Source organism: Streptomyces sp. NPDC001137, assembly GCF_040298885.1.
In the GTDB taxonomy this organism is placed as follows: domain Bacteria; phylum Actinomycetota; class Actinomycetes; order Streptomycetales; family Streptomycetaceae; genus Streptomyces.
In genome coordinates, this window is sequence record NZ_JBEPBA010000007.1 from 205,287 (window position 1) to 229,808 (window position 24,522).

General features: G+C 71.7%; 29 protein-coding genes. 5 read left to right on the forward strand and 24 right to left on the reverse strand.

Going from position 1 to position 24,522, the window contains the following annotated elements:
- Positions 1-5 precede the first annotated feature (5 nt).
- The 11 genes from lgt to hisI all read right to left on the reverse strand — a co-directional run bounded on the left by lgt (position 6) and on the right by hisI (position 8,943).
- Entirely contained in the window at positions 6-1,016 is a 1,011-nt protein-coding gene (lgt, locus tag ABT254_RS16435) for a prolipoprotein diacylglyceryl transferase (RefSeq protein ID WP_351469670.1), read from the reverse strand.
- Positions 1,017-1,098: 82 nt separating this feature from the next.
- Positions 1,099-1,872: a DsbA family protein gene (locus tag ABT254_RS16440; protein ID WP_351469673.1), complete on the reverse strand. Its 774-nt coding sequence runs from the start codon at positions 1,870-1,872 to the stop codon at positions 1,099-1,101.
- 108 nt (positions 1,873-1,980) lie between these two features.
- Positions 1,981-2,817 carry a tryptophan synthase subunit alpha gene (gene trpA / locus ABT254_RS16445; protein WP_351469676.1) on the reverse strand — a complete coding sequence of 279 codons (837 nt, stop codon included), beginning with the start codon at positions 2,815-2,817 and terminating at the stop codon, positions 1,981-1,983.
- A complete protein-coding gene (gene trpB, locus ABT254_RS16450) occupies positions 2,814-4,097 on the reverse strand; it encodes a tryptophan synthase subunit beta (RefSeq protein WP_351469679.1) in 1,284 nt (427 codons plus the stop codon). The genes trpA and trpB overlap by 4 nt, the downstream gene beginning before the upstream one ends.
- A 137-nt stretch (positions 4,098-4,234) precedes the next feature.
- A complete protein-coding gene (gene trpM, locus ABT254_RS46535) occupies positions 4,235-4,402 on the reverse strand; it encodes a tryptophan biosynthesis modulator TrpM (protein WP_164932276.1) in 168 nt (55 codons plus the stop codon).
- Between the two features lie 21 nt (positions 4,403-4,423).
- Positions 4,424-5,233, reverse strand: a complete 810-nt coding sequence (gene trpC, locus ABT254_RS16455) for an indole-3-glycerol phosphate synthase TrpC (protein WP_351469682.1) — start codon at positions 5,231-5,233, stop codon at positions 4,424-4,426.
- A gap of 156 nt (positions 5,234-5,389) precedes the next feature.
- Complete coding sequence (locus tag ABT254_RS16460; protein WP_351469685.1) at positions 5,390-5,839, reverse strand: DUF2752 domain-containing protein; 450 nt, start codon at positions 5,837-5,839, stop codon at positions 5,390-5,392.
- Positions 5,840-5,918: 79 nt separating this feature from the next.
- Positions 5,919-6,176, reverse strand: coding sequence for an HGxxPAAW family protein (locus ABT254_RS16465; protein WP_351469688.1), 258 nt, complete (start codon positions 6,174-6,176; stop codon positions 5,919-5,921).
- 166 nt (positions 6,177-6,342) lie between these two features.
- The gene (locus ABT254_RS16470; RefSeq protein ID WP_351469690.1) at positions 6,343-6,984 is read right to left on the reverse strand and encodes a TIGR02234 family membrane protein; all 642 of its coding nucleotides are present in this window, start codon (positions 6,982-6,984) and stop codon (positions 6,343-6,345) included.
- A gap of 73 nt (positions 6,985-7,057) precedes the next feature.
- Positions 7,058-8,536, reverse strand: coding sequence for an anthranilate synthase component I (locus ABT254_RS16475; RefSeq protein WP_351469693.1), 1,479 nt, complete (start codon positions 8,534-8,536; stop codon positions 7,058-7,060).
- An 11-nt stretch (positions 8,537-8,547) separates the two neighbouring features.
- Positions 8,548-8,943 (reverse strand): phosphoribosyl-AMP cyclohydrolase, encoded by a 396-nt coding sequence (gene hisI, locus ABT254_RS16480; RefSeq protein ID WP_351469696.1) that lies wholly within the window; start codon positions 8,941-8,943, stop codon positions 8,548-8,550.
- Between the two features lie 83 nt (positions 8,944-9,026).
- On the opposite strand from hisI, the gene ABT254_RS16485 reads away from it, so the two are divergent.
- On the forward strand, positions 9,027-9,662 hold the full coding sequence (locus tag ABT254_RS16485) for a TIGR03085 family metal-binding protein (RefSeq protein ID WP_351469699.1): 636 nt from the start codon (positions 9,027-9,029) through the stop codon (positions 9,660-9,662).
- A 19-nt stretch (positions 9,663-9,681) separates the two neighbouring features.
- Here ABT254_RS16485 and ABT254_RS16490 read toward each other — a convergent pair whose 3' ends face one another.
- The 10 genes from ABT254_RS16490 to hisD all read right to left on the reverse strand — a co-directional run bounded on the left by ABT254_RS16490 (position 9,682) and on the right by hisD (position 17,385).
- A complete protein-coding gene (locus ABT254_RS16490; RefSeq protein ID WP_351469701.1) occupies positions 9,682-10,935 on the reverse strand; it encodes an MFS transporter in 1,254 nt (417 codons plus the stop codon).
- A gap of 13 nt (positions 10,936-10,948) precedes the next feature.
- On the reverse strand, positions 10,949-11,539 hold the full coding sequence (locus tag ABT254_RS16495) for an ArsR/SmtB family transcription factor (protein WP_351469704.1): 591 nt from the start codon (positions 11,537-11,539) through the stop codon (positions 10,949-10,951).
- A 124-nt stretch (positions 11,540-11,663) separates the two neighbouring features.
- The gene (gene hisF / locus ABT254_RS16500; protein ID WP_351469707.1) at positions 11,664-12,419 is read right to left on the reverse strand and encodes an imidazole glycerol phosphate synthase subunit HisF; all 756 of its coding nucleotides are present in this window, start codon (positions 12,417-12,419) and stop codon (positions 11,664-11,666) included.
- Between the two features lie 25 nt (positions 12,420-12,444).
- Complete coding sequence (locus ABT254_RS16505; protein WP_351469710.1) at positions 12,445-12,837, reverse strand: RidA family protein; 393 nt, start codon at positions 12,835-12,837, stop codon at positions 12,445-12,447.
- A complete protein-coding gene (gene priA / locus ABT254_RS16510) occupies positions 12,834-13,559 on the reverse strand; it encodes a bifunctional 1-(5-phosphoribosyl)-5-((5-phosphoribosylamino)methylideneamino)imidazole-4-carboxamide isomerase/phosphoribosylanthranilate isomerase PriA (RefSeq protein WP_351469713.1) in 726 nt (241 codons plus the stop codon). The genes ABT254_RS16505 and priA overlap by 4 nt, the downstream gene beginning before the upstream one ends.
- Positions 13,556-14,197 (reverse strand): imidazole glycerol phosphate synthase subunit HisH, encoded by a 642-nt coding sequence (gene hisH, locus ABT254_RS16515; RefSeq protein WP_351469716.1) that lies wholly within the window; start codon positions 14,195-14,197, stop codon positions 13,556-13,558. The genes priA and hisH overlap by 4 nt, the downstream gene beginning before the upstream one ends.
- Positions 14,194-14,358 carry a CG2302 family histidine operon protein gene (locus tag ABT254_RS16520; RefSeq protein ID WP_030932891.1) on the reverse strand — a complete coding sequence of 55 codons (165 nt, stop codon included), beginning with the start codon at positions 14,356-14,358 and terminating at the stop codon, positions 14,194-14,196. Before ABT254_RS16520 ends, hisH begins: the two co-directional genes overlap by 4 nt.
- On the reverse strand, positions 14,355-14,957 hold the full coding sequence (gene hisB, locus ABT254_RS16525) for an imidazoleglycerol-phosphate dehydratase HisB (RefSeq protein ID WP_351469719.1): 603 nt from the start codon (positions 14,955-14,957) through the stop codon (positions 14,355-14,357). The genes ABT254_RS16520 and hisB overlap by 4 nt, the downstream gene beginning before the upstream one ends.
- Complete coding sequence (locus ABT254_RS16530; protein WP_351469722.1) at positions 14,954-16,063, reverse strand: histidinol-phosphate transaminase; 1,110 nt, start codon at positions 16,061-16,063, stop codon at positions 14,954-14,956. The genes hisB and ABT254_RS16530 overlap by 4 nt, the downstream gene beginning before the upstream one ends.
- The gene (gene hisD, locus ABT254_RS16535) at positions 16,060-17,385 is read right to left on the reverse strand and encodes a histidinol dehydrogenase (RefSeq protein ID WP_351469725.1); all 1,326 of its coding nucleotides are present in this window, start codon (positions 17,383-17,385) and stop codon (positions 16,060-16,062) included. The genes ABT254_RS16530 and hisD overlap by 4 nt, the downstream gene beginning before the upstream one ends.
- Positions 17,386-17,555: 170 nt before the next feature.
- On the opposite strand from hisD, the gene ABT254_RS16540 reads away from it, so the two are divergent.
- The 4 genes from ABT254_RS16540 to ybaK all read left to right on the forward strand — a co-directional run bounded on the left by ABT254_RS16540 (position 17,556) and on the right by ybaK (position 21,630).
- A complete protein-coding gene (locus ABT254_RS16540; RefSeq protein WP_351469728.1) occupies positions 17,556-19,133 on the forward strand; it encodes an oxidoreductase in 1,578 nt (525 codons plus the stop codon).
- A 142-nt stretch (positions 19,134-19,275) separates the two neighbouring features.
- On the forward strand, positions 19,276-20,343 hold the full coding sequence (locus ABT254_RS16545; RefSeq protein WP_351470166.1) for a hypothetical protein: 1,068 nt from the start codon (positions 19,276-19,278) through the stop codon (positions 20,341-20,343).
- Positions 20,344-20,354: 11 nt separating this feature from the next.
- On the forward strand, positions 20,355-21,095 hold the full coding sequence (locus tag ABT254_RS16550; protein ID WP_351469731.1) for an LON peptidase substrate-binding domain-containing protein: 741 nt from the start codon (positions 20,355-20,357) through the stop codon (positions 21,093-21,095).
- A gap of 31 nt (positions 21,096-21,126) precedes the next feature.
- Entirely contained in the window at positions 21,127-21,630 is a 504-nt protein-coding gene (gene ybaK / locus ABT254_RS16555; protein WP_351469734.1) for a Cys-tRNA(Pro) deacylase, read from the forward strand.
- A 226-nt stretch (positions 21,631-21,856) separates the two neighbouring features.
- Here ybaK and ABT254_RS16560 read toward each other — a convergent pair whose 3' ends face one another.
- The 3 genes from ABT254_RS16560 to ABT254_RS16570 form a co-directional block, all read right to left on the reverse strand.
- The gene (locus ABT254_RS16560; protein WP_351469737.1) at positions 21,857-22,546 is read right to left on the reverse strand and encodes an AAA family ATPase; all 690 of its coding nucleotides are present in this window, start codon (positions 22,544-22,546) and stop codon (positions 21,857-21,859) included.
- 34 nt (positions 22,547-22,580) lie between these two features.
- Positions 22,581-23,402 carry an ABC transporter permease gene (locus ABT254_RS16565; protein WP_351469740.1) on the reverse strand — a complete coding sequence of 274 codons (822 nt, stop codon included), beginning with the start codon at positions 23,400-23,402 and terminating at the stop codon, positions 22,581-22,583.
- A gap of 106 nt (positions 23,403-23,508) precedes the next feature.
- Positions 23,509-24,483 (reverse strand): ABC transporter ATP-binding protein, encoded by a 975-nt coding sequence (locus tag ABT254_RS16570; protein ID WP_351470169.1) that lies wholly within the window; start codon positions 24,481-24,483, stop codon positions 23,509-23,511.
- Positions 24,484-24,522 lie beyond the last annotated feature (39 nt).

Here is a 24,522-nt window from a genome sequence, read left to right on the forward strand (position 1 = left end):
AACAGTCAGCTCTTCTTGGCCGACTCGGCGCTGTCCTTCGCCTTGTCCGCGCTGCCCTGCGCCTCGGCCTCGGCGTCTTCGGATTCCTCCGGTTTTGCGGCGGAGCCCTCCGCGTCCGACTCCTTCGACGCCGAGGAGTCCGCCTCGTCCTTGTCCAGGGCCACGGCGGTCTCGCCGTCGGCCTCGGCCGCCTCCTCCGCGGCACCCGGCTCGACCACTGCTTCCCTGCCGGGCCGCTTCCTCGCCGACACCACGATGTAGGCCACGGCGAGCAGGAACACGATCCCCGCGGTCCAGTCGTTGAGACGCAGGCCCAGGATGTGGTGGGCGTCGTCGACGCGCATGTACTCGATCCACGCCCGGCCGACGCAGTACGCGGCGACGTACAGCGCGAACGCCCGGCCGTGTCCCAGCTTGAAGCGGCGGTCGGCCCAGATCACGAGCAGCGCGACGCCGATGCACCACAGCGACTCGTAGAGGAAGGTCGGGTGGTAGTACCCGGGCACCCGGCCGTCCGCGGAGGACGTGATGTGCAGCGCCCAGGGAACGTTCGTCTCCTTGCCGTACAGCTCCTGGTTGAACCAGTTGCCCCAGCGGCCGATGGCCTGTGCGAAGGCGATGCCGGGGGCGACGGCGTCGGCGTACGCGGGCATCGGGATGCCCCGGCGGCGGCAGCCGATCCAGGCGCCGAGCGCACCGAGCGCGATCGCGCCCCAGATGCCGAGGCCGCCCTCCCACACCTTGAAGGCGTCCACCCAGTCACGGCCCTTGCTGAAGTACAGCTCGTAGTCCGTGATCACGTGGTAGAGGCGACCGCCGACCAGGCCGAAGGGCACCGCCCAGACAGCGATGTCGGCCACCGTGCCGGCCCGCCCGCCGCGGGCGATCCAGCGCCGGTTGCCGAGCCAGACCGCGACGAAGACGCCGATGATGATGCAGAACGCGTAGCCGCGCAGCGGGATGGGGCCGAGGTGGTAGACCCCGTGCGACGGGCTGGGAATGTAGGCAAGTTCCATGGCAAGGTCGACGCTACCGTGCCGGGCCGGGCCGACGGCAGGCAGCCCGGCTACGGGTCCATAACGGGCGGGCGTGAAACTCTTACCCCTTGTTCGCCGCCAGCACCATCTGCTTCAGCTTCGCGGGGGTGAGCGTCTGGTCCTGGTAGATGTTCTTTCCGTCGAGCAGCACGGTCGGTGTCCCGCTGAAACGGCCGGCCTTGAAGGCGGCGTTCGACTTGTCGACCCAGCTGTCGTGCCTGCCGTCGTTGACGCACTTGCGGAAGGCCGCCGTGTCGAGGCCGCCCACCTTGCGGGCCAGGTCGATCAGCTTGGCGTTGTTCGCGAAGGTGTCGACGGTCTCCTTGGGCTGGTTCTCGTAGAGCACGTCGTGGTAGTCGCGGAACTTTCCGGCGTTCTGCGCACACGCGGCGGCGTTGCCCGCGCGCAGCGAGCCGCTGCCTCCGAGGTTGCCGTCGATGAGCCGGACCAGGTGGTATTCGATTCTGAGCTTGCCGGAGTCGGTCAGCTCATGGAGCGTCGGGCGGTACACCGTCTCGAAGGCCTGGCAGGCCGGGCAGCGGAAGTCCTCCCAGATGGTGAGCGTCGGCTTGGCGGCGTCCTTGCCCACGGCGATCGCGAGGCCGTCCTTGCCCTGCGCCCCGGAAGGCGCCACGACCGGGCCCGAGCTCTTCTCCTTGTCCTTGCCCGCGTTGGCGGCGACCACCCCGATCACCGCCGCGAGGCCCAGGACGCAGACCACGCTCGCGCCCACGATCAGCGTCCGCCGTCGCTTCTCCGCGGCCTTCTGCTTCTCACGCTCGACCGCCAGCCGCTCCCGGGCGGTGCGCTTTCCGTCACGGTTCTTCTCGCTCACACCCCCAGAACGAAGCCGGGGAGGCGCAATGCGCCTCCCCGGCCCCAGATCCACTCGTTCGGAGGACCCGTATGAAATGAGCGGACCCGTATGAGATGAACTGCCCGGCTACGCCTGTCCGCGCACGCCCTTCGCGAGCTCACCGGCGAGTGCGCGGACGGCCTCGACACCGGCCGCGTCGTCCGGCGCGTCCAGCATCCGCTTGACGAAGGCCGAGCCGACGATCACGCCGTCGGCGAAGCCGGCCACCTCGGCGGCCTGCTCCGCGTTGGAGACCCCGAGCCCGACGCAGACGGGCAGGTCGGAGCCGGTGGCGCGGGTGCGCTCCACCAGGTCCTGGGCCTGCGCGCCCACCGACTCACGGGTGCCGGTGACGCCCATCAGCGAGGCGGCGTACACGAACCCGCTGCCCGCCGCGGTGATCTGCGCGAGCCGCGCGTCCTTGCTGCTGGGCGCGACCACGAAGACCGTGGCGAGCCCGTGCTTCTCGGCGTGCTCCCTCCACAGGGCCGACTCCTGCACCGGCAGGTCGGGCAGGATGCAGCCCGCGCCGCCGGCCTCGGCGAGCTCGGTGGTGAAGCGCTCGACGCCGTAGCGGTCGATCGGGTTCCAGTACGTCATCACGAGCACCGGCTTCCCGGTGGCCGTGTGCGCCTCGCGGACCGTGCGCATGACGTCGGCGATCTTGACTCCGCCGCGCAGGGCGATGTCGTCCGCGGTCTGGATGACGGGGCCGTCGAGGACGGGGTCGCTGTGCGGCAGCCCGACCTCGACGACGTCCGCACCACCGTCGAAGACGGCCTTGATCGCCTCGATGCCGCCGTCCACGGTCGGGAACCCGGCGGGGAGGTAGGCGATGAGTGCGGCGCGCCCCTCCGCCTTCGCGGCGGCGAGGGTGTCGGACAGCAGTTGGCCCTTGTCACGGTTCAATGCAGCGCCGCTCACTTGGCGTCCCCCTCGATCTCCGCGACGTCGGCTTCGTTGGCGGCGACCTCGGCGTCGGTGTCGTACAGGCCGAAGTACCGGGCGGCCGTGTCCATGTCCTTGTCGCCGCGGCCGGACAGGTTGACGACGAGCAGGCCGTCCTTGCCCAGCTCCCTGCCGACCTCCAGGGCACCGGCCAGCGCGTGCGCGCTCTCGATGGCCGGGATGATGCCCTCGGTGCGCGACAGCAGGCGCAGGGCCTGCATCGCCGCGTCGTCGGTGACCGCGCGGTACTCGCCGCGGCCGCTGTCCTTGAGGTAGGAGTGCTCGGGGCCGATGCCCGGGTAGTCCAGACCGGCCGAGATCGAGTACGGCTCGGTGATCTGGCCCTCCTCGTCCTGCAGGACGTAGGAACGGGAGCCGTGCAGGATGCCGGGCTCGCCCGCGGTCAGGGTCGCCGCGTGCTCGCCGGTCTCCACGCCGTGGCCGGCCGGCTCGCAGCCGATGAGGCGTACGGACGCGTCCGGGATGAAGGCGTGGAAGAGGCCGATGGCGTTGGAGCCGCCGCCGACGCAGGCGATGGCCGCGTCGGGCAGGCGTCCGGCCTGCTCGAGGAGCTGGCGGCGGGCCTCGACGCCGATCACGCGGTGGAAGTCGCGGACCATGGCCGGGAAGGGGTGCGGGCCGGCGACCGTACCGAACAGGTAGTGGGTGTGGTCGACGTTGGCGACCCAGTCACGGAAGGCCTCGTTGATGGCGTCCTTGAGCGTACGGCTGCCGGACTTCACGGCGACGACCTCGGCACCGAGCATGCGCATACGGGCCACGTTCAGGGCCTGGCGCTTGGTGTCGATCTCGCCCATGTAGATCGTGCACTCGAGACCGAACAGCGCGCAGGCGGTCGCCGTGGCGACGCCGTGCTGGCCGGCGCCGGTCTCGGCGATGACGCGGGTCTTGCCCATGCGCTTGGTGAGCAGGGCCTGACCCAGCACGTTGTTGATCTTGTGGGAGCCGGTGTGGTTGAGGTCCTCGCGCTTGAGGAACACCCGGGCGCCGCCGGCGTGTTCGGCGAAGCGGGGGACCTCGGTGAGGGAGCTGGGGCGGCCGGTGTAGTGGACCAGCAGGTCGTCGAGCTCGCGGGCGAACTCGGGGTCGTGCTTGGCCTTGTCGTACTCGACGGCCACCTCGTCCACGGCGGCGACGAGGGCCTCCGGGATGAACTTGCCGCCGAATGCGCCGAAGTAGCCTTCGGGGGTGGGGACCTGACCCTCCGGGTCGGGGATGAAGAAGTCGCTGGGCATGCGGAAACCTCACGGTGAATGGTGTTTGAGCAGAGCACTAATCGCCGTGGGGGCGGGGGTTGTTCGACGGCTGACGGCCGTCTGTGGCTTGTCGCGCCCACGCGGCGGAGCCGCATATTGGGCACAGTCCCGCGCCCCTATAGGGCGCGCTGCCATCGACGGCCGTTCACCTGCCCGGGTTCGTCTCCGATGACGTATCGCACCCTACGACCGTGCACACGCCGTGCCGGGGCGCGGCAACCACGAGGGCGGCAGCCGCGCGCGAGGCGGGCGTACCTGTCCGTGGTGGTCGTCGTGAGCGTCATCGGGGCAAGCCTATCGAAAGATCAGCTGCGTCCGTGTCGCAGTGCGGGGTGCTCCCCCGCCGCCACCAGGTCCGAGACCGCGGACTTCGGGTCCTTGCCGGTGACCAGGGACTCGCCGACCAGGACCGCGTCGGCGCCGGCGTTGGCGTAGGCGATGAGGTCGTGGGGGCCGCGGACGCCGGACTCGGCGATCTTGACGATGCCCTCGGGGATCTCGGGGGCGACGCGCTCGAAGGTGCCGCGGTCGACCTCGAGGGTCTTGAGGTTGCGGGCGTTGATGCCGATGACCTTGGCACCCGCGTCCACCGCGCGCTCGACCTCGTCCTCGTCGTGGACCTCGACCAGGGGGGTGAGGCCGATGGAGACCGCGCGCTCGATCAGCGACTCCAGCGCCGGCTGGTCGAGGGCGGCAACGATCAGCAGTGCGAGGTCGGCGCCGTACGCGCGGGCCTCCCACAGCTGGTACGAGGTGACGATGAAGTCCTTGCGCAGGACCGGGATGTCCACGCGGGCGCGGACCGCCTCCAGGTCGGCCAGCGAGCCGCCGAAGCGGCGCTGCTCGGTCAGCACGGAGATGACGGCGGCGCCGCCCGCCTCGTAGTCCGCGGCGAGGCCGGCCGGGTCGGCGATCGCGGCCAGGGCGCCCTTGGAGGGGCTGGAGCGCTTGACCTCGCAGATGACCTTCACACCGTCGCCGCGCAGGGCGGCCAGGCCGTCCTTGGCCGCGGGAGCCTTCGCCGCGCGCTCCTTGAGCTCGTCGAGGCTGACGCGCGCCTGCCGCTCCGCGAGGTCGGCACGGACTCCGTCGATGATCTCGTCGAGCACACTCACGCGAGCGGCCCCCTTCCAGACGGTTGACTGTTCAAGCTGTTGAGCCAAGCTGACCCCTGGGGAAAAACAGATGGTCACTGCGATGGTATCCGCAGGGAGGGGCAGGCCTCACATCCGGTTGACGCCGGTCCCAGTACCTGGACATTCGCCCTTTGATCAAGGATGTAGCCAGCCACCGAACGGCAGGTTCCGGACAACCGTGAAGACCAGCGACAACGTCCCCAGGACCCACAGCTGCCGGCCCCCGAGCTCGATACGCAGCGGCCGGCCGCGCACCGCGCGCACCACCCATACGGTCCACAGCACGGCGAAGCCCAGATAGCCGACGACCGCGAGGGCGTTGTCCTGGAGTGCCGCGAGGAAGTCCCCGTGGATGAAGGAGTGCGCGCTGCGCAGGCCCCCGCAGCCGGGGCAGTAGAGGCCGGTCAGCCGGTAGAGGGGGCAGACGGGGTAGTGCCCTGGCTGGTACGGGTCGACCGCTCCCACGTACGCGAAGGCGCCGGCGACGGCCGCCAGTACCCCGGCGGGGACGGCGAGCCGCGCCGCCACCGTGGATTCGGTGTCGGACGGCGTCACGGGCCGGCTCTCGGCGTTCACGTCTCGCATTGTCCCCCCGGGTGGGCGCCACGCACGCGTGAGGGGCGATCCGGTGCCGGATCGCCCCTCGGCGGCAGTCGTGGGTGAGTCAGCTCTTCGCGCCCGCGGCGGCCTGGCTCTGCTCGAGCGCGTCCTGGAAGGACTGGTGCGCGTCCTTGGGCTGGCCCATGCCCATCGCGCTCATGATCCAGCCGACGATGCCGCCGATGACCACGATCGCCATGCCGGCCCAGAAGCCCACGGGCTGAGCCATCACGATGAAGGCACCCGAGACGCAGAAACCGATGAAGGCGATCGTGACACCGGTCCAGGCGGCCGGGGTGTGACCGTGGCTGCTGCCCGCCATGACTTGCTCCTCGCTGATGTTTACGTGTCTGAGCCGGACGCTCACGGACATTGTCCCGTACGCGCGCGTGCGGGACGCTCGCGGGGTCGCCCCCAGCGCGTCGACGCCGGAGAGGGCAGCCACCCCCAAGGGGCGCGGGGCGGATATGCGGATCCGCCGCGGAGCGCTACGCGCCGGTCGGGTCCTCGCCGCGGTCGAGGGCCTTCCACAGGTCCTCGGGGCGGTCGGGATCCACCGCCGCTGCCGTACGGCGGGGCCTCGGGGCTCCGTCGCGTTCGTAGCGGCCGGACATCGCGGGCCAGTTCCGGCCGTAGCGCAGGGCGAGCAGGCCCGCGACGAGGAGCAGGGCGCCGCCCACGGCCGCGACGTACGGCCAGGCGGTGTGGGAGAGGCCGGCCACGGTGGCCGAGGTGTCGCCCGCGGCCTGCGCGGCCTTCTCGTCCAGCGCGGAGCTGTCGGAGGCGCCCAGCAGGGCCGCGGCGACGGTGCCGGCGCCGGAGAGCGCGAGCAGGGCCGAGACCAGCAGACGGCCCGCCCTGCGGACGGCGAAGACGGCGACGAGCGCGGCGAGGCCCACTATGGCGAGCGCCGCGGGTACGCCCGTGACGTCGCTGCCCTTGGCGGTCAGGGGGAAGGCGCCGCCGGCCACCGTCGCGGTCCCCTCCGACCAGCGCTGACGGGTGGCCAGCAGCGCCACGGCCGCGCCCAGCGCGCCGCACAGCAGGGCAAGGGCGAGACTCCGGCGACCGGACCGTGCGGGTCCGTCGGCTTCGGAACGGGGGTGAGGAGCAGCAGTCACGTACTCCACTATCGCCCGAACCCCGGGCGAACCGTCACCCGGGGTTCACGTGAGAAGCACCCCACTTGTCGCCGGAAGGGTCCTACTTGCCCAGCCGGTTGGCCGTGTGGACCGCCCGCAGTACGGCCGCGGCCTTGTTGCGGCACTCCTGGTCCTCGGCGACCGGGTCGGAGTCGGCGACGATGCCGGCGCCCGCCTGGACGTACGCCGTGCCGCCCCGCAGCAGGGCCGTGCGGATGGCGATGGCGGTGTCGGAGTCGCCCGCGAAGTCGAGGTAGCCGACGCAGCCGCCGTACAACCCGCGCCGGGACGGCTCGAGTTCGTCGATGATCTGCATCGCCCGGGGCTTGGGGGCGCCGGAGAGGGTGCCGGCCGGGAAGCAGGCGGTCAGGACGTCGAAGGCGGTGCGGCCCTCGGCGACCTTTCCGGTGACCGTCGAGACGATGTGCATCACGTGCGAGTACCGCTCGACGGACATGAAGTCGACGACCTCCACCGAGCCCGGTTCGCAGACCCGTCCGAGGTCGTTGCGCCCCAGGTCGACGAGCATGAGGTGCTCCGCGCGCTCCTTGGGGTCGGCGAGCAGTTCGTCGGCGAGGGCCTGGTCCTCCTGCGGGGTGGCCCCGCGGTGCCGCGTCCCGGCGATGGGGTGGACCATCGCATGCCCGTCCTCGACCTTGACCAGGGCTTCGGGGGACGAGCCGACGACGTCGAAGCCGTCGAAGCGGAACAGGTACATGTACGGCGAGGGGTTGGTGGCCCGCAGCACGCGGTAGACGTCCAGGGCGCTTGCCGTGCACGGCGTTTCGAAGCGCTGCGAGGGGACGACCTGGAAGGCCTCCCCGGCCCGGATGCGCTCCTTGATGTCCTCGACGGCCGCCTGGAAGTCGGGGCCGCCCCACAGGGCGGTGTACTCGGGGAGCTCGGAGGGCGGGAGCACGGCGGGCGGCTGGGCGACCGCGCGCGAGAGGTCGGCCTCCATGGCGTCGAGGCGGGCGACCGCGTCCGCGTAGGCCTCGTCGACGCCCGTGTCGAGGTCGTTGTGGTTGATCGCGTTGGCGATTAGCAGGACCGAGCCCTCCCAGTGGTCCATCACGGCGAGGTCGCTGGTGAGGAGCATGGTCAGCTCGGGCAGCTGGAGGTCGTCCCGCTCCCCCGGGCCGATCTTCTCCAGGCGGCGCACGATGTCGTAGCCGAGATAGCCGACCATGCCGCCGGTGAAGGGCGGCAGGCCCTCCTGGTGCGGGGTGTGCAGGGCCTCGATGGTGGCGCGCAGGGCGTCCAGGGGGTCGCCGTCCACGGGGACGCCGACGGGCGGGGCGCCGCGCCAGTGGGCCTGCCCGTCACGAGCCGTCAGGGTCGCTGCCGACCGCACGCCGACGAAGGAGTAACGGGACCAGGAGCGGCCGTTCTCCGCGGACTCCAGCAGGAAGGTGCCGGGGCGCTCGGCGGCCAGCTTGCGGTAGAGCGCGACCGGCGTGTCGCCGTCGGCGAGGAGCTTGCGCGTGACCGGGATGACGCGCCGGTCGGTGGCCAGCTTGCGGAAGGTCTCGAGGTCCATGCCGGCAGACCTTACTGATCCGTGGACGGTGCGCCGGAACCGGCGCCGTCCTTGAGGAGCACGTCGGCGTCGAAGCAGGTGCGGGCGCCGGTGTGGCACGCGGCGCCGACCTGGTCGACCTTGACCAGCACGGTGTCGGCGTCGCAGTCGAGGGCGACCGACCTGACCCACTGGAAGTGGCCGGAGGTGTCGCCCTTCACCCAGTACTCCTGGCGGCTGCGCGACCAGTACGTGCAGCGGCCGGTGGTCAGGGTGCGGTGCAGCGCCTCGTCGTCCATCCAGCCGAGCATGAGCACCTCACCGGTGTCGTACTGCTGGGCGATCGCGGGGACGAGCCCGTCGGCGCTGCGCTTGAGGCGCGCGGCGATCTCCGGGTCGAGGCTGCTGGGGGGCGGCGTGCTGGTCATGGGTGCCATTGTGCCGCGCGCCACTGACAGTGACGGGAGGGTGTCCACTGTGCGGACCCGAAGGGTGGTCGTAGGCTGACTGCATGTCGACTTTCGCCAAGCGTGAACGACTTCTCCTGGCCGACCTGTTGGAGGCCGAGGGCCCGGACGCCCCGACCCTCTGTGAGGGCTGGCGGACCCGTGACCTCGCCGCGCACGTGGTGGTGCGCGAACGCCGCCCCGATGCCGCAGGCGGCATGCTGATCAAGCAGCTCGCGCCGCGCCTGGAACGGGTGATGGCGGAGTTCACCGCCAAGCCCTACGAGGAGCTGATCCAGCTCATCCGCACCGGCCCGCCGCGCTTCTCGCCGTTCCAGCTCAAGCAGGTCGACGAGCTGTCGAACACCGTCGAGTTCTACGTCCACACGGAGGACGTCCGCCGTGCACAGCCGGACTGGACGCCGCGCGAGCTGGACCAGGTCTTCCAGGACACCCTGTGGTCCCGCCTGGAGCGCTCGGCCCGCCTGATGGGCCGCAGCGCCCCGACGGGCCTGGTACTGCGCCGTCCCGACGGCCAGACGGCGGTCGCCCACCGCGGCACCCCCGTGGTCACGGTGACCGGCGAGCCGTCGGAGCTGCTGCTCTTCTCCTACGGCCGCCAGAACGCCGCCGAGGTGGAACTGGACGGCGACAAGGACGCCATCGCGAAGCTGCACGAGGCGAAGCAGCTGGGGATCTGAAGCACCTTGGCAGCCGAGGTCAGCGGGGCAGTTCGGCGCGGCGCAGGGAGGCCGTGCCGAGGCTGACGACGCTGCCCAGGGCGCAGACCGCGGCACCCACCGCGAAGACGGGCCTGATGCCCCACACGTCGGCCGCCCAGCCGACCAGGGGGAAGGTGAGCGGTGCGACGCCGAAGCCGACCAGCGTGGAGGCGGCGGTGACCCGGCCGACGTAGGCCGGGCCCGCCGCGGCCTGCACCAGCGCCCCGCACAGGGCCCCGGCCAGCCCGGCGAGCAGCCCTATGCACAGGGCCACGCCGGTCCCCGCGGCGACGGACGTCACCTGGGCGAGCGTCCCGATGGCCACGGCGCCCAGGAGGTTCGCCACGCCGGCCACGGCCCCGGCCCTGGGCACCCTTCCGCGCCAGGTGAGCAGCAGCGAGGCTGCTCCCGCGCCGGTGCCGAACCCGGCGAGCACCCAGCCCATGCCCGCGGAGCCCCAGCCGCGCTCCTGGGCGAGCAGGGTCAGGCCGAGGTTCATCGGGCCGACGAAGCCGAGGTCGAACAGGGCCGCGGCGAGCACCAGCGGGCGCAGCACCGGGTTGCGGTGGATGTGGCGCAGGCCGTCCCGCAGTTCGGCCAGGGCGCCGCTGCGGGCCTGCGTGTCGTCGGGGGGCAGCGAACCGACCCGCACGGTCAGCAGCAGCGGCAGGGAGACGCTGACCAGCAGCGCGGCCAGTCCGAACGCACCCGCCGTACCGCCGACCGCGACACCGAGGCCGCCCAGCGGTCCGCCCAGGACGTTGGCGAGCCGGGTGACGAGGCCGCGCATGCCCTGCACGCGCGCGAGCTGGTCGCGCCGGGTGATCCGCGCGGGCAGCGCGCCTGCGGCGGGCAGGAAGACGGCGTCGACGACACCGAAGAGCAGCGCGACCCCGCCCAGCACCCACAGCCCGGGGCTGGTGGCGAGCAGCAGGGCGGCCGCGGTCACCACGAGGGCGGCGCGCGCCGCAGTGCTTGTCAGGACGGTCCGGCGCGGCCCGTAGCGGTCGGCGACCACGCCCCCGCCGAGCATCAGCAGGGCTCGCGGGAGGGCACTGGCCGCGGTGACCAGACCGGCCTGGGCCGGGGTGCCGGACTGGACGGCGGCCCAGGACAGGGCGATGTAGTAGACGTTGTCGCCGATCGCCGACGAGGCGTACGCGCCGAGCCAGCGCAGGACGTTGGGGTCCCGGTGGGCGGGTGCGTCGACCGGGCCGGCGGGGGCGGCGAGCTTCGTGGGTGTGGTGGTCACACGGACCGTCCTCTCAGAGGCGGAAGGGGAAGCCGTACGTGTGCACCGCGACGTTCTCGCGGTCCTCCGTGTCGCCCGCGGCGTCGGCGGCCCGGCCGCGCTCCTCGTAGCGGCGGACGAGGGCGTGCATCTCCTTGGCCAGCTCGGAGAGTTCGGCCGGGGTGAGCTTGAGCAGCCACTCGGACGACTCGGAGGCCGTGGTCCAGGCGTTGCTCCAGTGGGCACGCTCGTCGAGGTAGCGCCGGTACATGTCCGTGCGCTGTTCGAAGAAGAGACGGCTCGCGGCGGTGTGCGCGGCGGCCTTCTCGGGGCCGTCGCGGAAGTCCTCGTCACGGATGCTGACGCCGTCGGAGGCGGGCTGCCACCAGCGCTCCCGGCCGTCCGCGCTCTGTGGCTCGGCCTCCTCGATCAGACCGTGCTCGGCCAGCTTGCGCAGGTGGTAGCTGACCAGGGAGACGGCCTCGTCGACCTGTTCGGCGAGCTGGGACGCGGTCGCGGTGCGGGCGATGGTCAGGGCCCGGTACAGCTGCATCCGCAGCGGGTGGGCGATCGCCTTGAGCGTGCCCACGTCCTTGATGAGTCGGTCCCTCTCCCTGTCTGTCATGACTTCACGCTAGGTACGAAATAAAAATTGCACAACATATTTTGCGCAACTTTCCTTTCGTATCGATCCATGAGTAAGCCCCGATCACCTGGTGACCGGGGCTTACCTCGCCTCTACGGGGGCGTCACCTCACCGGGTGCCCCGCCTCCTTCAGCGTCTGCTTCACCTCACCGATCCGCAGATCCCCGAAGTGGAACACCGACGCCGCCAGCACGGCGTCCGCGCCCGCCTCGATCGCCGGGGGGAAGTCGGCCAGCCTGCCCGCGCCGCCCGAGGCGATCACCGGGACGGTGACGTGCTTGCGGACCGCCGTGATCATCTCCAGGTCGTAGCCGTCCTTCGTGCCGTCCGCGTCCATCGAGTTGAGCAGGATCTCGCCCGCGCCCAGCTCGGCGGCCCGGTGCGCCCACTCGACGGCGTCGATGCCGGTGCCGCGACGGCCGCCGTGGGTGGTGACCTCGAAGGTGCCCTCGGGAGTGCGGCGCGCGTCCACGGACAGGACCAGCACCTGGCGGCCGAAGCGCTCCGCGATCTCGCGGATCAGGTCCGGGCGGGCGATCGCGGCGGTGTTGACGCCCACCTTGTCGGCACCGGCCCGCAGCAGCTTGTCCACGTCCTCGGCCGTGCGGACGCCGCCGCCGACCGTGAGCGGTATGAACACCTGCTCGGCCGTACGGCGGACCACGTCGTACGTCGTCTCGCGGTTGCCCGAGGACGCGGTGATGTCCAGGAACGTCAGCTCGTCGGCGCCCTCGGCGTCGTACACCTTGGCCATCTCGACGGGGTCGCCCGCGTCGCGCAGGTTCTGGAAGTTGACGCCCTTGACGACCCGGCCGTTGTCCACGTCCAGGCAGGGGATGACTCGGACCGCCAGGGTCATGAATCCACGGCTCCTCTGTATGCCTTTAGCCTCGGAAGGCTTCCAGTTCCACTTCGACCAGGATGCGCGGGTCCACGAAACCCTCCACCACGAGGAGGGTCGAGACCGGGCGGACCGTGTCGAACAGTTCCTTGTGGGCCCGGCCCACGGCGTCCACGTCCCGCGCGTGGGTCAGGTACATCCGCGTACGGATCACGGACTCGACCCCCAGCCCGAGCTCACCGATCGCCTCGATCGCGCCGGTGAAGGCCACCTTGGCCTGCTCGTAGGGGTCGCCCTCCCCGTACAGCACGCTGCCCTTGAAGGACGTTGTGCCCGCCACCAGCACACGGTCGCCCGCCGCGACGGCGCGTGCAAAACCGAAGGACTCTTCCCAGGGACTTCCGCTCTGCACACGCCGTACGACTTCGGACGTCATGACGACACAGCCTCCAAGGCCTCTTCCAAGGTGAACGCCTTCGCGTACAGGGCCTTCCCGACGATGGAGCCCTCGACACCGAGGGGTACCAGTTCGGCGATGGCACGGAGGTCGTCCAGGGACGACACGCCGCCGGACGCCACGACCGGGCGGTCGGTGGCCGCGCAGACGTTCCTCAGCAGCTCCAGGTTGGGGCCCTGGAGGGTGCCGTCCTTGGCGATGTCCGTCACCACGTACCGCGCGCAGCCCTCCTTGTTGAGGCGCTCCAGCGTCTCGTAGAGGTCGCCGCCGTCGCGGGTCCAGCCGCGGCCGCGCAGCGTCGTGCCGCGTACGTCCAGACCCACCGCGATCTTGTCGCCGTGTTCGGCGATGACCTTGGCGACCCACTCCGGGGTCTCCAGCGCGGCCGTGCCGAGATTCACCCGGGTGCATCCGGTGGCCAGGGCGGCGGCCAGCGAGGCGTCGTCGCGGATGCCGCCGGACAGCTCCACCTTGATGTCCATCGCCTTCGCGACCTCTGCGATCAGCTCGCGGTTGTCGCCGGTGCCGAACGCGGCGTCCAGGTCGACCAGGTGCAGCCACTCGGCGCCCGACCGCTGCCAGGCGAGGGCGGCCTCCAGCGGGGAGCCGTACGAGGTCTCCGTGCCGGACTCGCCGTGCACGAGGCGTACGGCCTGGCCGTCGCGGACGTCGACGGCGGGGAGGAGTTCGAGCTTGCTCACAGTGTTCCGATCCAGTTGGTGAGGAGCTGGGCTCCGGCGTCGCCGGACTTCTCGGGGTGGAACTGGGTGGCCCACAGGGCGCCGTTCTCGACGGCCGCCACGAAGGGCTTGCCGTGCGTCGACCAGGTCACCTTGGGGGCGAGCATCGTCGGGTTGTGCGTCTCCAGCGCCCAGTCGTGGACGGCGTAGGAGTGCACGAAGTAGAAGCGCGCGTCGGCGTCCAGGCCGGCGAAGAGCTCGGAGTCGGCCGGTGCCTCGACGGTGTTCCAGCCCATGTGGGGCACGATCTCGGCCTGCAGGGGCTCGACCGAGCCGGGCCACTCGTCGAGGCCCTCGGTCTCCACGCCGTGCTCGATGCCCCGCGCGAACAGGATCTGCATGCCGACGCAGATGCCCATGACCGGACGGCCGCCGGACAGCCGCCGGTCGACGATCCAGTCGCCGCGCGCCTCCTTCAGGCCCTGCATACAGGCGGCGAAGGCGCCGACGCCCGGCACCAGCAGGCCGTCCGCGTTCATGGCCTTGTCGAAGTCACGCGTGATCTCGACGTCCGCTCCGGTGCGCGCGAGAGCGCGCTCGGCGGAGCGGACGTTCCCGAAGCCGTAGTCGAAGACCACGACTTTCTTGGAGCTGCTCAATTCCACACCTCCAGCCTCAGGACACCCGCGACCAGACACATCGCGGCGCTGACCGACAGCAGCACTATCAGGCTCTTCGGCATCTGCTGCTTGACGAAGGAGATGATGCCGCCGACCAGGAAGAGGCCGACGACGATCAGGACCGTGGAGAGGCCGTTCACAGCGCGCCCTTCGTGGACGGAAGGATGCCGGCCGCGCGCGGGTCGCGCTCCGAGGCGTAGCGCAGGGCCCGCGCGAGCGCCTTGAACTGGCACTCCACGATGTGGTGCGCGTTGCGCCCGTACGGCACGTGCACGTGCAGCGCGATCTGGGCCTGGGCGACGAAGGACTCCAGGATGTGCCGGGTCATCGTGGTGTCGTACTCGCCGATCATCGGCGCCATGTTCTCGGGCTCGGTGTGCACGAGGTACGGGCGGCCGGACAGGTCGACGGTCACCTGGGCAAGGGACTCGTCCAGGGGCACCGTGCAGTTGCCGAACCGGTAGATCCCCACCTTGTCGCCGAGCGCCTGCTTGAAGGCGGCGCCGAGCGCGAGGGCGGTGTCCTCGATGGTGTGGTGGGAGTCGATGTGCAGGTCGCCCTCGGTCTTCACGGTCAGGTCGAACAGACCGTGCCGGCCGAGCTGGTCGAGCATGTGGTCGTAGAAGCCGACCCCTGTCGACACATCGACCTTGCCGCTGCCGTCGAGGTCTATCTCGACGAGCACCGAGGTCTCCTTGGTGACCCTCTCTACTCTTCCCACGCGACCGTCGCGAGTCATGCGCTGCGCTCCTTCTTCAGTTCACGTACCGCGTCCAGGAACGCGTCGTTCTCCTTGGGGGTTCCGGCGGACACCCGCAGCCACCCCGGGATGCCGTTGTCCCGTACCAGCACACCCCGGTCGAGGATCTTCTGCCAGGCGGTGTGGGAGTCCTCGAACCGCCCGAACTGCACGAAGTTCGCATCGGACTCGACGACGTCGAAGCCGAGCGCGCGCAGCTCGCTCACCAGCCGGTCCCGCTCCGACTTCAGCTGCTCGACGTACTTCAGCAGCGTGTCGGTGTGCTCCAGGGCGGCCAGCGCGGTCGCCTGGGTGACCGCCGAGAGGTGGTACGGCAGCCGTACCAGCTGGACGGCGTCGACGACGGCCGGGTGTGCGGCGAGATAGCCGAGGCGCAGACCGGCCGCGCCGAAGGCCTTCGACATCGTCCGCGAGACGACGAGATTCGGCCGGCCTTCGATCAGCGGCAGCAGCGAGTCGCCGTGGCTGAACTCGATGTACGCCTCGTCCACGATCACCACGGACGGCTTCGCCGCCTGCGCGGCCTCGTACAGCGCGAGGACCGTCTCCCGCGGAACCGCGTTGCCCGTGGGGTTGTTGGGGGTGGTGATGAAGACGACGTCCGGCCGGTGCTCGGCGATCGCCTGCTCGGCGGCGGCGAGGTCGATCGTGAAGTCCTCGTTGCGCGGCCCGGAGATCCAGCCGGTGCCGGTGCCGCGCGAGATCAGCGCGTGCATCGAGTACGACGGCTCGAAGCCGATCGCGGTACGGCCCGGTCCGCCGAAGGTCTGCAGCAGCTGCTGGATGACCTCGTTGGAGCCGTTTGCGGCCCAGACGTTCGCGAGCCCGACCTGGTGGCCGGAGGTGTCCGTAAGGTACTTGGCGAGCTGGGTGCGCAGCTCGACGGCGTCGCGGTCCGGGTAGCGGTTGAGGTCACGGGCGGCCTCGCGGACGCGCTCCGCGATGCGCTCGACCAGCGGCTCGGGCAGCGGGTAGGGGTTCTCGTTGGTGTTCAGCCGTACGGGGACGTCCAACTGGGGCGCGCCGTAAGGGGACTTGCCGCGCAGCTCGTCCCGTACGGGGAGATCGTCGATTCCGAAGTTCACTTGCTCGCCGGTACCTTCCACCCGAACCTCGCCTTGATCGCCGCGCCGTGCGCGGGCAGGTCCTCCGCCTCCGCCAGCGTGACCACGTGGTGCGCGACCTCGGCCAGCGCGTCCTTCGTGTAGTCGACGATGTGAATGCCGCGCAGGAAGGACTGGACCGACAGGCCCGAGGAGTGGCAGGCGCAACCGCCGGTGGGGAGCACGTGGTTGGAGCCGGCCGCGTAGTCTCCGAGGGAGACCGGCGCCCAGGGGCCGATGAAGATCGCGCCGGCGTTCTTCACCCGGTCGGCCACGGCGGCCGCGTCCGCCGTCTGGATCTCCAGGTGCTCGGCGCCGTAGGCGTCGACGACCCTGAGGCCCTCGTCGATGCCGTCGACGAGGACGATCGCGGACTGCCGGCCCTGCAAGGCAGGCACGATCCGGTCCTCGATGTGCCTGGTGGCCGCGACCTGCGGCTCCAGCTCCTTCTCGACCGCGTCGGCGAGTGCCACGGAGTCGGTGACCAGGACGGCGGCGGCCAGCGGGTCGTGCTCGGCCTGGCTGATCAGGTCGGCGGCGACGTGCACCGGGTCGGCCGTCTCGTCCGCGAGGACCGCGATCTCGGTGGGGCCGGCCTCGGCGTCGATGCCGATCTTGCCGGTGAAGTAGCGCTTGGCGGCGGCGACCCAGATGTTGCCGGGCCCGGTGACCATGTTGGCGGGCGCGCAGGACTCGGTGCCGTGCGCGAACATCGCGACGGCGGTCGCGCCACCGGCCGCGTACACCTCGTCGACGCCGAGCAGCGCGCAGGCGGCGAGGATCGTCGGGTGCGGAAGGCCCCCGAACTCCGCCTGGGCGGGCGAGGCGAGGGCGATGGACTCGACGCCGGCCTCCTGCGCCGGGACGACGTTCATGACCACGGAGGACGGGTAGACGGAGCGGCCACCGGGCGCGTACAGCCCGACGCGCTCCACGGGCACCCACTTCTCGGTGACCGAGCCGCCCGGCACGACCTGGGTCGTGTGGGTCGTACGGCGCTGCTCGCGGTGGACGAGACGGGCGCGCCGGATGGACTCCTCCAGGGCCGCACGGACCGCCGGGTCGAGCTCCTCCAACGCGCGCGTGAGCGCCTCGGCGGGCACCCGGACCTGCTCCAGCCTGACCCCGTCGAACTTCTCGGCGAAGTCGATCAGCGCCGCGTCGCCCCGATGATGCACGGCTTCGCAGATCGGACGCACCTTCTCCAGGGCGGCCTGAACGTCGAAGTCGGCTCGGGGCAGCAGGTCGCGCAGGGCGGGGCCCTCGGGGAGGGCGTCGCCGCGCAGATCGATTCGGGAGATCACGGGCTCAATTCTCTCAGACCGAGGTCTGGCGCCGTTCGCGCGTTCCAATGGCTGATACAGGACCCCGGCGGAACCCGGAAGATCGCCTTCACGTCTAGCGTTCGGGGCGTCACACAGCGGGCATGAACGGTTGTGCGCCCGCTACGAGGGACCAGGGGGATGGAAGCGCAGTGACCGAAGGGGCCGGCTTTCGCGCCGGAGACCTGCCGGACGATCTGACCGCCGCCGAGGCCGGCATGTGGCAGGCCTTCCGCAACGGTAGTGTGTACGACCTGAGCAGCGGGGACACCGTGGCCGACGATCCGCACGGCGGGCACCCCTGGGGGCCCGAGCGGACCGTGCGGGCGCGGATCGTGTGCTGGCTGCTGCTCGACGGCCCGCCCGCGCTCGCGGGCCGGGTGTCCTCGCTGAAGCTGCGCGGGGTGCAGATCAGCGGCTCCCTGGACCTCGCGGGCGGCGTGGTGGTGCCGTACGTCGAGATGCGCGGCTGCCGCTTCGAGCGGGACGTGCTGCTGCCGGAGGCCCACTTCACGACCATGCGGATGGTGGACTGCTCGGTGCCCCGCCTGGAGGCCGCCCGGGTGCACACGGAGGGCGATCTGCACCTCCCGCGCTGCCGCTTCCTCAACGGCATCCGGCTGACCGACGCGCACATCGGTACGGATCTGATGCTCAACCAGGCGATCGTCCACCGCGACCGCAGCGGCCGTTCGATCGCCGGCGACGGCATGATGGTCGGCCAGGACCTGCAGGCCGAGCTGCTGGAGTCGCACGGCGAGCTGAGCCTGCGCAGCGCGAAGATCGGTGTGTCGCTGAGCCTGCGCGGCGCCCGGCTGGCCAACGCGTACGGCAGGCTCGCGCTGAACGCGCCCCAGCTGAGCGTCGGACGCACGCTGTATCTGACGCCCGCGGGTGTCGGCGCCTCCATGCTGAGCGGTGCGACGCCCGCGCGCGGGACGCGGATCCAGCGTTTCGAGTGCCAGGGCGGGGTGCGCCTGGACGACGGGCGTTTCGAGGACGCGGTCGACCTGGAGCGGGCCCGGTTCACCTTCACCGACGACCAGGAGCTGTCCCTGCGCCGGGTGCAGACCCCCGAGCTGCGCTTCCTCGGGGAGCGGCCGCAGCGCGGCAAGGTCGTGCTGTCGGGCGCGCGGGTGGTCAACCTGGTCGACCGGGCGACCGCCTGGCCCGGTCCCGGCAATCTGCACATGGGCGGATTCCAGTACGAGAACCTGGTGCCGCAGGGCCCTTTCCCGCTGACCGAGCGGCTGGACTGGGTGACGGCCGCGACCGCCGAGTACAACCCGGAGCCGTACGAGCGGCTCGCCTCCGTGCTGCGGGCGGGCGGCGAGGACGAGGACGCGCGCGAGGTGCTCCTCGCCAAGCAGCGCCGGCGCCGCGAGAGCCTGCCGATCGCCGCGAAGCTGTGGGGGTACGCGCAGGACTGGACGGTGGCCTACGGGTACCGGCCGGGCCGGGCCGCCGTATGGATGGCGGTGCTGTGGGCGGCGGGCTCGCTGGCCTTCGCGCATGCGAGCCATCCACCGCTGCAGCCGGGGGCCCACCCGCCGTGGAACCCGGCCCTGTTCGCGCTGGACCTGCTGCTCCCCGTCATCGACCTGGGCCAGGTCGGTGTCTGGCAGCTGAGCGGCGGCTGGCAGTGGCTGGCGGCGGCGATGATCCTGCTCGGCTGGATCCTGGCGACGACGGTGGCGGCGGGGGCGACGCGGCTGCTGAGACGGAACTGAAGTCCTGGGAACACCCGGGTTTCGCACACAACAACCCCACAATTGTCGAACAGCCACCCTTTACCTGCGCTTGACCGATCCGCGTACAACTTTCCACGACTTGTCCGTGCGCTCTGGCGCCGGGTTCACCAGCGGCCTTTCAATGGTCGACACCATGGCTCTGCTGCATCCGTTCAGCCGCGCGGCCCGGACCTCCCGGACCGCTGCGCGCCCCGCCGTCGGACTCCCCGCCGACGACCTCCCCGCCGCCGGACTCCCCGCCGACGACGAGGTGCTGCTCGACGTGCCCGACGACCGCCTCGGCTCCGCGCTGGTCGCGGCGGCGGGCGGCGAACACGGCCCCGCCTCCGCGCTGCTCGCCGACACACGCACGCGCGGCGACTGGGAGACCCGTGACCGGTACACGAGACGTCTCGCGGCCTTCGCGCACGCCCGCCCGGACTGGCTGGGGGCGTGGTCCGGCGCCACCCCGCACGACCCGGACGTGCTGTTGCTCAAGGCCCAGCTCGCGGTGGACGACGCCTGGCGCTCCCCGGCACGCGCGGAGCTGCTGCGTGAGGTCAGCCCCCTGATCACGGCTGCCGCGCGCGGCGACGACCACGACCCCGTGCCCTGGCGGCTCGCGCTGGACCATGCGCGCGGCACCGGCGCGGGCCCCAAGTACTTCGGCGAGCTGTGGGAGGCGGCACTGCGCCGGGCCCCGCACCACTACGGCTGCCATGTGGCGGCCCTGCGCTATCTGGCCGCGTCCTGGCAGGGCTCCCACCGCGAGTGCTTCGACTTCGCGGACCTGGCGGCGCAGGACGCCCCGGCCGATTCCCTGATCCAGGCGCTGCCGTCGCGGGCGGCCTTCGCCTGTCTGACGGACGGGGTGGGCGCCGAGGTGCCGCGTGCACGGCTGGACGCGGCGGCCGACCGGGCGATCGCGTTCTCCGCCCGCTTCCCGGCGGCCGACCCGTGGCCGGCCGAGATCCGCAACAAGCTGATGTTCGTCCTCGTACGCCTGGACCGCTGGCAGGAGGCGCTCACCGAACTCCACCGGATCGGCCCGTACGCCACGTCCTTCCCGTGGGGCCGGTTGTCGGACGACCCGCTGGCGCTCTTCCTGAAGGTGCGCGGCGAGATCCTCGCCCGCACGACGGGCCTCATGCCCCCGCCCCGGCATCCACGGAGTGGGCGCGCCGGACGCGCCCGCTCCGCCGACCACTAGGCTCTTGCGTCGTGACCACCGTCCGTCTCCCGCTCTTCCCTCTGAACTCGGTGCTGTTCCCGGGGCTGGTACTGCCCCTGAACGTCTTCGAGGAGCGCTATCGCGCCATGATGCGCGACCTGCTCAAGACACCCGAGGACGAACCGCGCCGGTTCGCCGTCGTGGCGATCCGCGACGGCCACGAGGTGGCGCCGAGCGCCCCCGGCATGCCGGACCCCACGGCCCTGCCCGACCTCGGGCCCGCGGCCGGCTTCGGCGCCGACCCGGCGAAGTCGTTCCACTCGACGGGCTGCGTCGCGGACGCGGCGACCATCCGTGAACGCGAGGACGGCACCTTCGAGGTCCTGGCGACGGGTACGACCCGGGTCCGCCTGGTATCCGTGGACGCGTCGGGCCCTTTTCTGACGGCGGACCTGGAAGAGCTCCCCGAGGAACCGGGCGAGGAGGCGGGGGCGCTGGCCGAAGGCGTGCTGCGGGCATTCCGCCAGTACCAGAAACGCCTGGCGGGCGCGCGCGAGCGGTCCCTGACGACCGGCGCCGACCTCCCGGACGAACCGTCCGTGGTCTCCTACCTGGTGGCGGCGGCGATGATGCTGGACACCCCGACCAAGCAGCGCCTGCTCCAGGCCCCGGACACCGCGTCCCGGCTGCGCGACGAGCTGAAACTCCTTCGCTCCGAGACCGCGATCATCCGTAGCCTGCCGTCATTGCCGGCGTCGGACCTGACGCGCGGCCGCACAAGCCTCAACTGAAGTCACCGCATCAGTCACCGCGAAGGCCGGGATGGCAAAGAAGCCGAAGAAGAACCAGCAGCAGGGTGGCACCCCCGCGACGGTCGCCCTGACGTCCGCCGGGGTGCCGTACACGGTCCACTCCTACGACCACGACCCGTCCCACCCCTCCTACGGCGAGGAGGCGGCGGAGGCGATGGGCGTGTCCCCGGAGCGCGTCTTCAAGACCCTGGTCGCGGACGTGGACGGCGCCCTGACGGTGGCCGTGGTGCCCGTTGCCGGCCAGCTGGACCTCAAGGCCCTGGCCTCGGCGGTCGGCGGAAAGCGGGCCGCCATGGCGGACCCCGCGCTCGCCGAACGCACCACGGGCTACGTCCGCGGCGGCATCTCCCCCCTGGGCCAGCGCAGGAAACTCCCCACCGTCCTGGACGCCTCGGCCGCGGCCCACGCCACGATCTGCATCTCGGCGGGCCGCCGCGGCCTGGAGGTGGAACTCTCCCCCGAGGACCTGACCAAGCTGACGGAAGCGGTGGTGGCCCCCATCGGCCGTGCATGACCCCTCGACGGCTGTCCCGCCTTCGGCTAAGTACGAGGGACATGTCGAAGAAAACCCGCAAACGCAAGTGGCGCCTGAAGAAAGGCCGCTCCAACCACGGCCACCGCCCCGCGTAGGACAGCTCTACGTCCTCAAGCGCCGGTCAGCACCCTAAGCCCGTCCGGCGTTCGAGGACGAGGCCGTTCAGGCCGAAAGCGGAGGGCTGGGGGCGCAGCGCCCCCAGCCCCTACGCCCCGTAAGGATCCTTGGGAACAGCCCCCGGCTCGAGATACGGCGGCTCCGGGTCCCGAGGCCCGAACAACGCCGTCAACCCGAGGTGCACCACCAGCGCGGCCAACGACCACGCAAGCAACGCCCCCTTCGCCCCCAGCTTCAGCGGCGCAGAGAACGTAACCCCCTTGCCCACAGCCTTCGCATGGGCGATCACATCCTTGGTCGGCCCCAGCCACACCCCCAGCTTCCAGGCCAGGAACGACGCAAGCAGCCCTCCGACCCCCAGCGCCACCGCCAGGGGCACACCCCCACGCCGCCGCCAGAAGAAGACCCCGAGCGCACTCACCGCACCGAAGGCCACCGCAAGCAGCGTGAACGTTCCGTCCACGCCGATCGCCTGCTCTCCCTCGCTGTCGGAGAGATAGACGACCCAGCTCTTGTCGACCACGTCACCGACGAGCGGCACATGCGGGGCCAGCCACCACCACAGCACCCCGAGCAGCACGCCCGCGACCGTCACCGCCACCGTGATCACGGCGGCTTCCCGCACTTCGGTCTTCATTCCGGGCCCGTCCTGTCCGTACGTGCCGTCCCATGTGGCATCAAGCGCCACAGGGGCCACGTACCCGGCAGCCGGGGGCTGCCACGCATTCTGCGAGGACTGTTCATGCGGCGGCGGAGGCGGAGTCAACGGTGCGGTCACCCTGCCATCGTGCCAGGCCCGTCTGTGCGGCGCGTCACCGGACGGCCGCCCGACGGTACGCCCAGGTGGCGACGGCCAGCGAGACCACGCCCACCCCGGCGCACACGGCGAGGTCCCCGGCCACGAAGGCCCAGTCGGGATGCGCCCCGAAGGTCCGCGCGAAGGCCTCGACGCCGTACGTCGACGGCAGCAGATCCCGCGCGAACCGCACGACCTCGGGCATCCGGTCCGCCGGCAGCACACCGAGCAGCAGCGCCGCGGACATGCCCAACTGGCCGAGCAGCGTGGCCAGTTCCGGCCGCGGCGCGAGCAGCCCCAGCGCCGCGCCCAGTCCGGCCAGGGCCGCCCCCGCCAGCGGGATCACCGCGGCGAGCACCCACAGATGCGTCAGCGGCAGCCCGAACAGCACGCACCCGAACACCGCCGTGACCACGGTCCCCGGCACGGTGAAGGAGGCGTACGCCCCGGCCGCCCCCAGTACCACGGCGGCCGGCGGCACCGGCAGCGTCGCGTAGTGGTCGAGCCCGCCGCTCGCCCGCAGCTGCCCGAAGTACTGCGCGAGCAGGTTCAGCGCGACGAACGCCACCACGAGCACCGAGGCCCCTGCGACCACCGACTCGGCCTCGCCACCGCCGTCCACGACGCCCCGCATCAGGATCATGATCCCGATCGACTGGAAGGTCGCGACGAACAGCAGCGGGATCCGGGCCACCCGCGCACGCGAGAGCTGCGCCCGGTACACGGCGACGAGGGCCGGCCACATCCGCGCCCGCGGCCCGAGTTCGGCCGCGTCGCGGCCGTCCTCCTCCACGGCCAGGGCACCGCCCGGCAGGACACCGGCGGGTACGACACTCACGACGCGCTGCTCCCCTTCTCACTCGGGCCCACTGGGCCCACCGAGCCGATCGCTCGTAGGGACCATACGGCCGCGGCGGCCCGTGCACTCACACCGACGACAAGGCTCATGCCTTCACCAGCCCCTGCTGCGCGGCGCCTCCCAGCGCCAGGTACACGTCCTCCAGGCTGGGCGTGGCCAGCGTGAAGTCGTCGAGCGCGGCGAAGGCACTGCCACCGGTGACGGTGGCGACGATCGCGCGGGCCTCCTCGGGGGCGAGCCTGAGCGTCCAGCGGCGCCCGGACTCGGCGGCCCGCTCACGCAGCGCGGCGACCTCGGGCACATGCAGCGGTGCGCTCTCGCGCCACACCAGCTCGACCCGGACCTCCCCGGCGACCTGCTCCTTGAGCCCGGCGGGGGTGTCGCAGGCGATCACCCGCCCCCGGTCGAGGACGGCGACGCGGTCGAGAACCGTTTCCGCCTCGATGACGTTGTGGGTGACCAGCAGAACCGTCGTCCCGCGCTCGGCCCGCCGCCGGTCCACGGCCGCCCACACGGCCCGCCGGGCCACCGGATCCATCCCGGTGGTGGGCTCGTCGAGCACCAGCAGCGGCCGCTCCCCGACCAGCGCGGCGGCAAGACACGCCAGCCGGCGCTGCCCGCCGGACAGCTTCTTCAGCGGCCGCCCGGCAAGGGGTGTGAGCCCCAGTTCCTCCAGTACGGCATCCCGCTCGGCGCGCGCCTGACGGGCCTCGAGGCCGCGCAGCCGCCCGGTCGTCTCGGCGGCCAGGGACACGGTCAGTTCGTCCAGGGCACTGGACTCCTGCCCCAGGTAGGCGAGGATCCGGGCGGCCCGCTCGGGGTGCCGCACGATGTCGTGGCCGAGGATCTCGACCCGCCCGGAGTCGGGCCGCATCAGCCCGGTGAGCTGCCGTACGAGGGTGGACTTGCCCGCACCGTTCGGTCCGAGGAGACCGAAGATCTCGCCGCGCCGGATGTCGAGGTGCACATCGTCGGTGGCCCGCACCGCGGGCGTCCCCGGCGCACCCCGCCGCCCCCGCACGGCCGGATAGGTCTTGGTCAGTCCGCGCACCGCGCACACGACGTCCCCACCGTGCCGAAGTGCCTGTGCCGCGCGCGT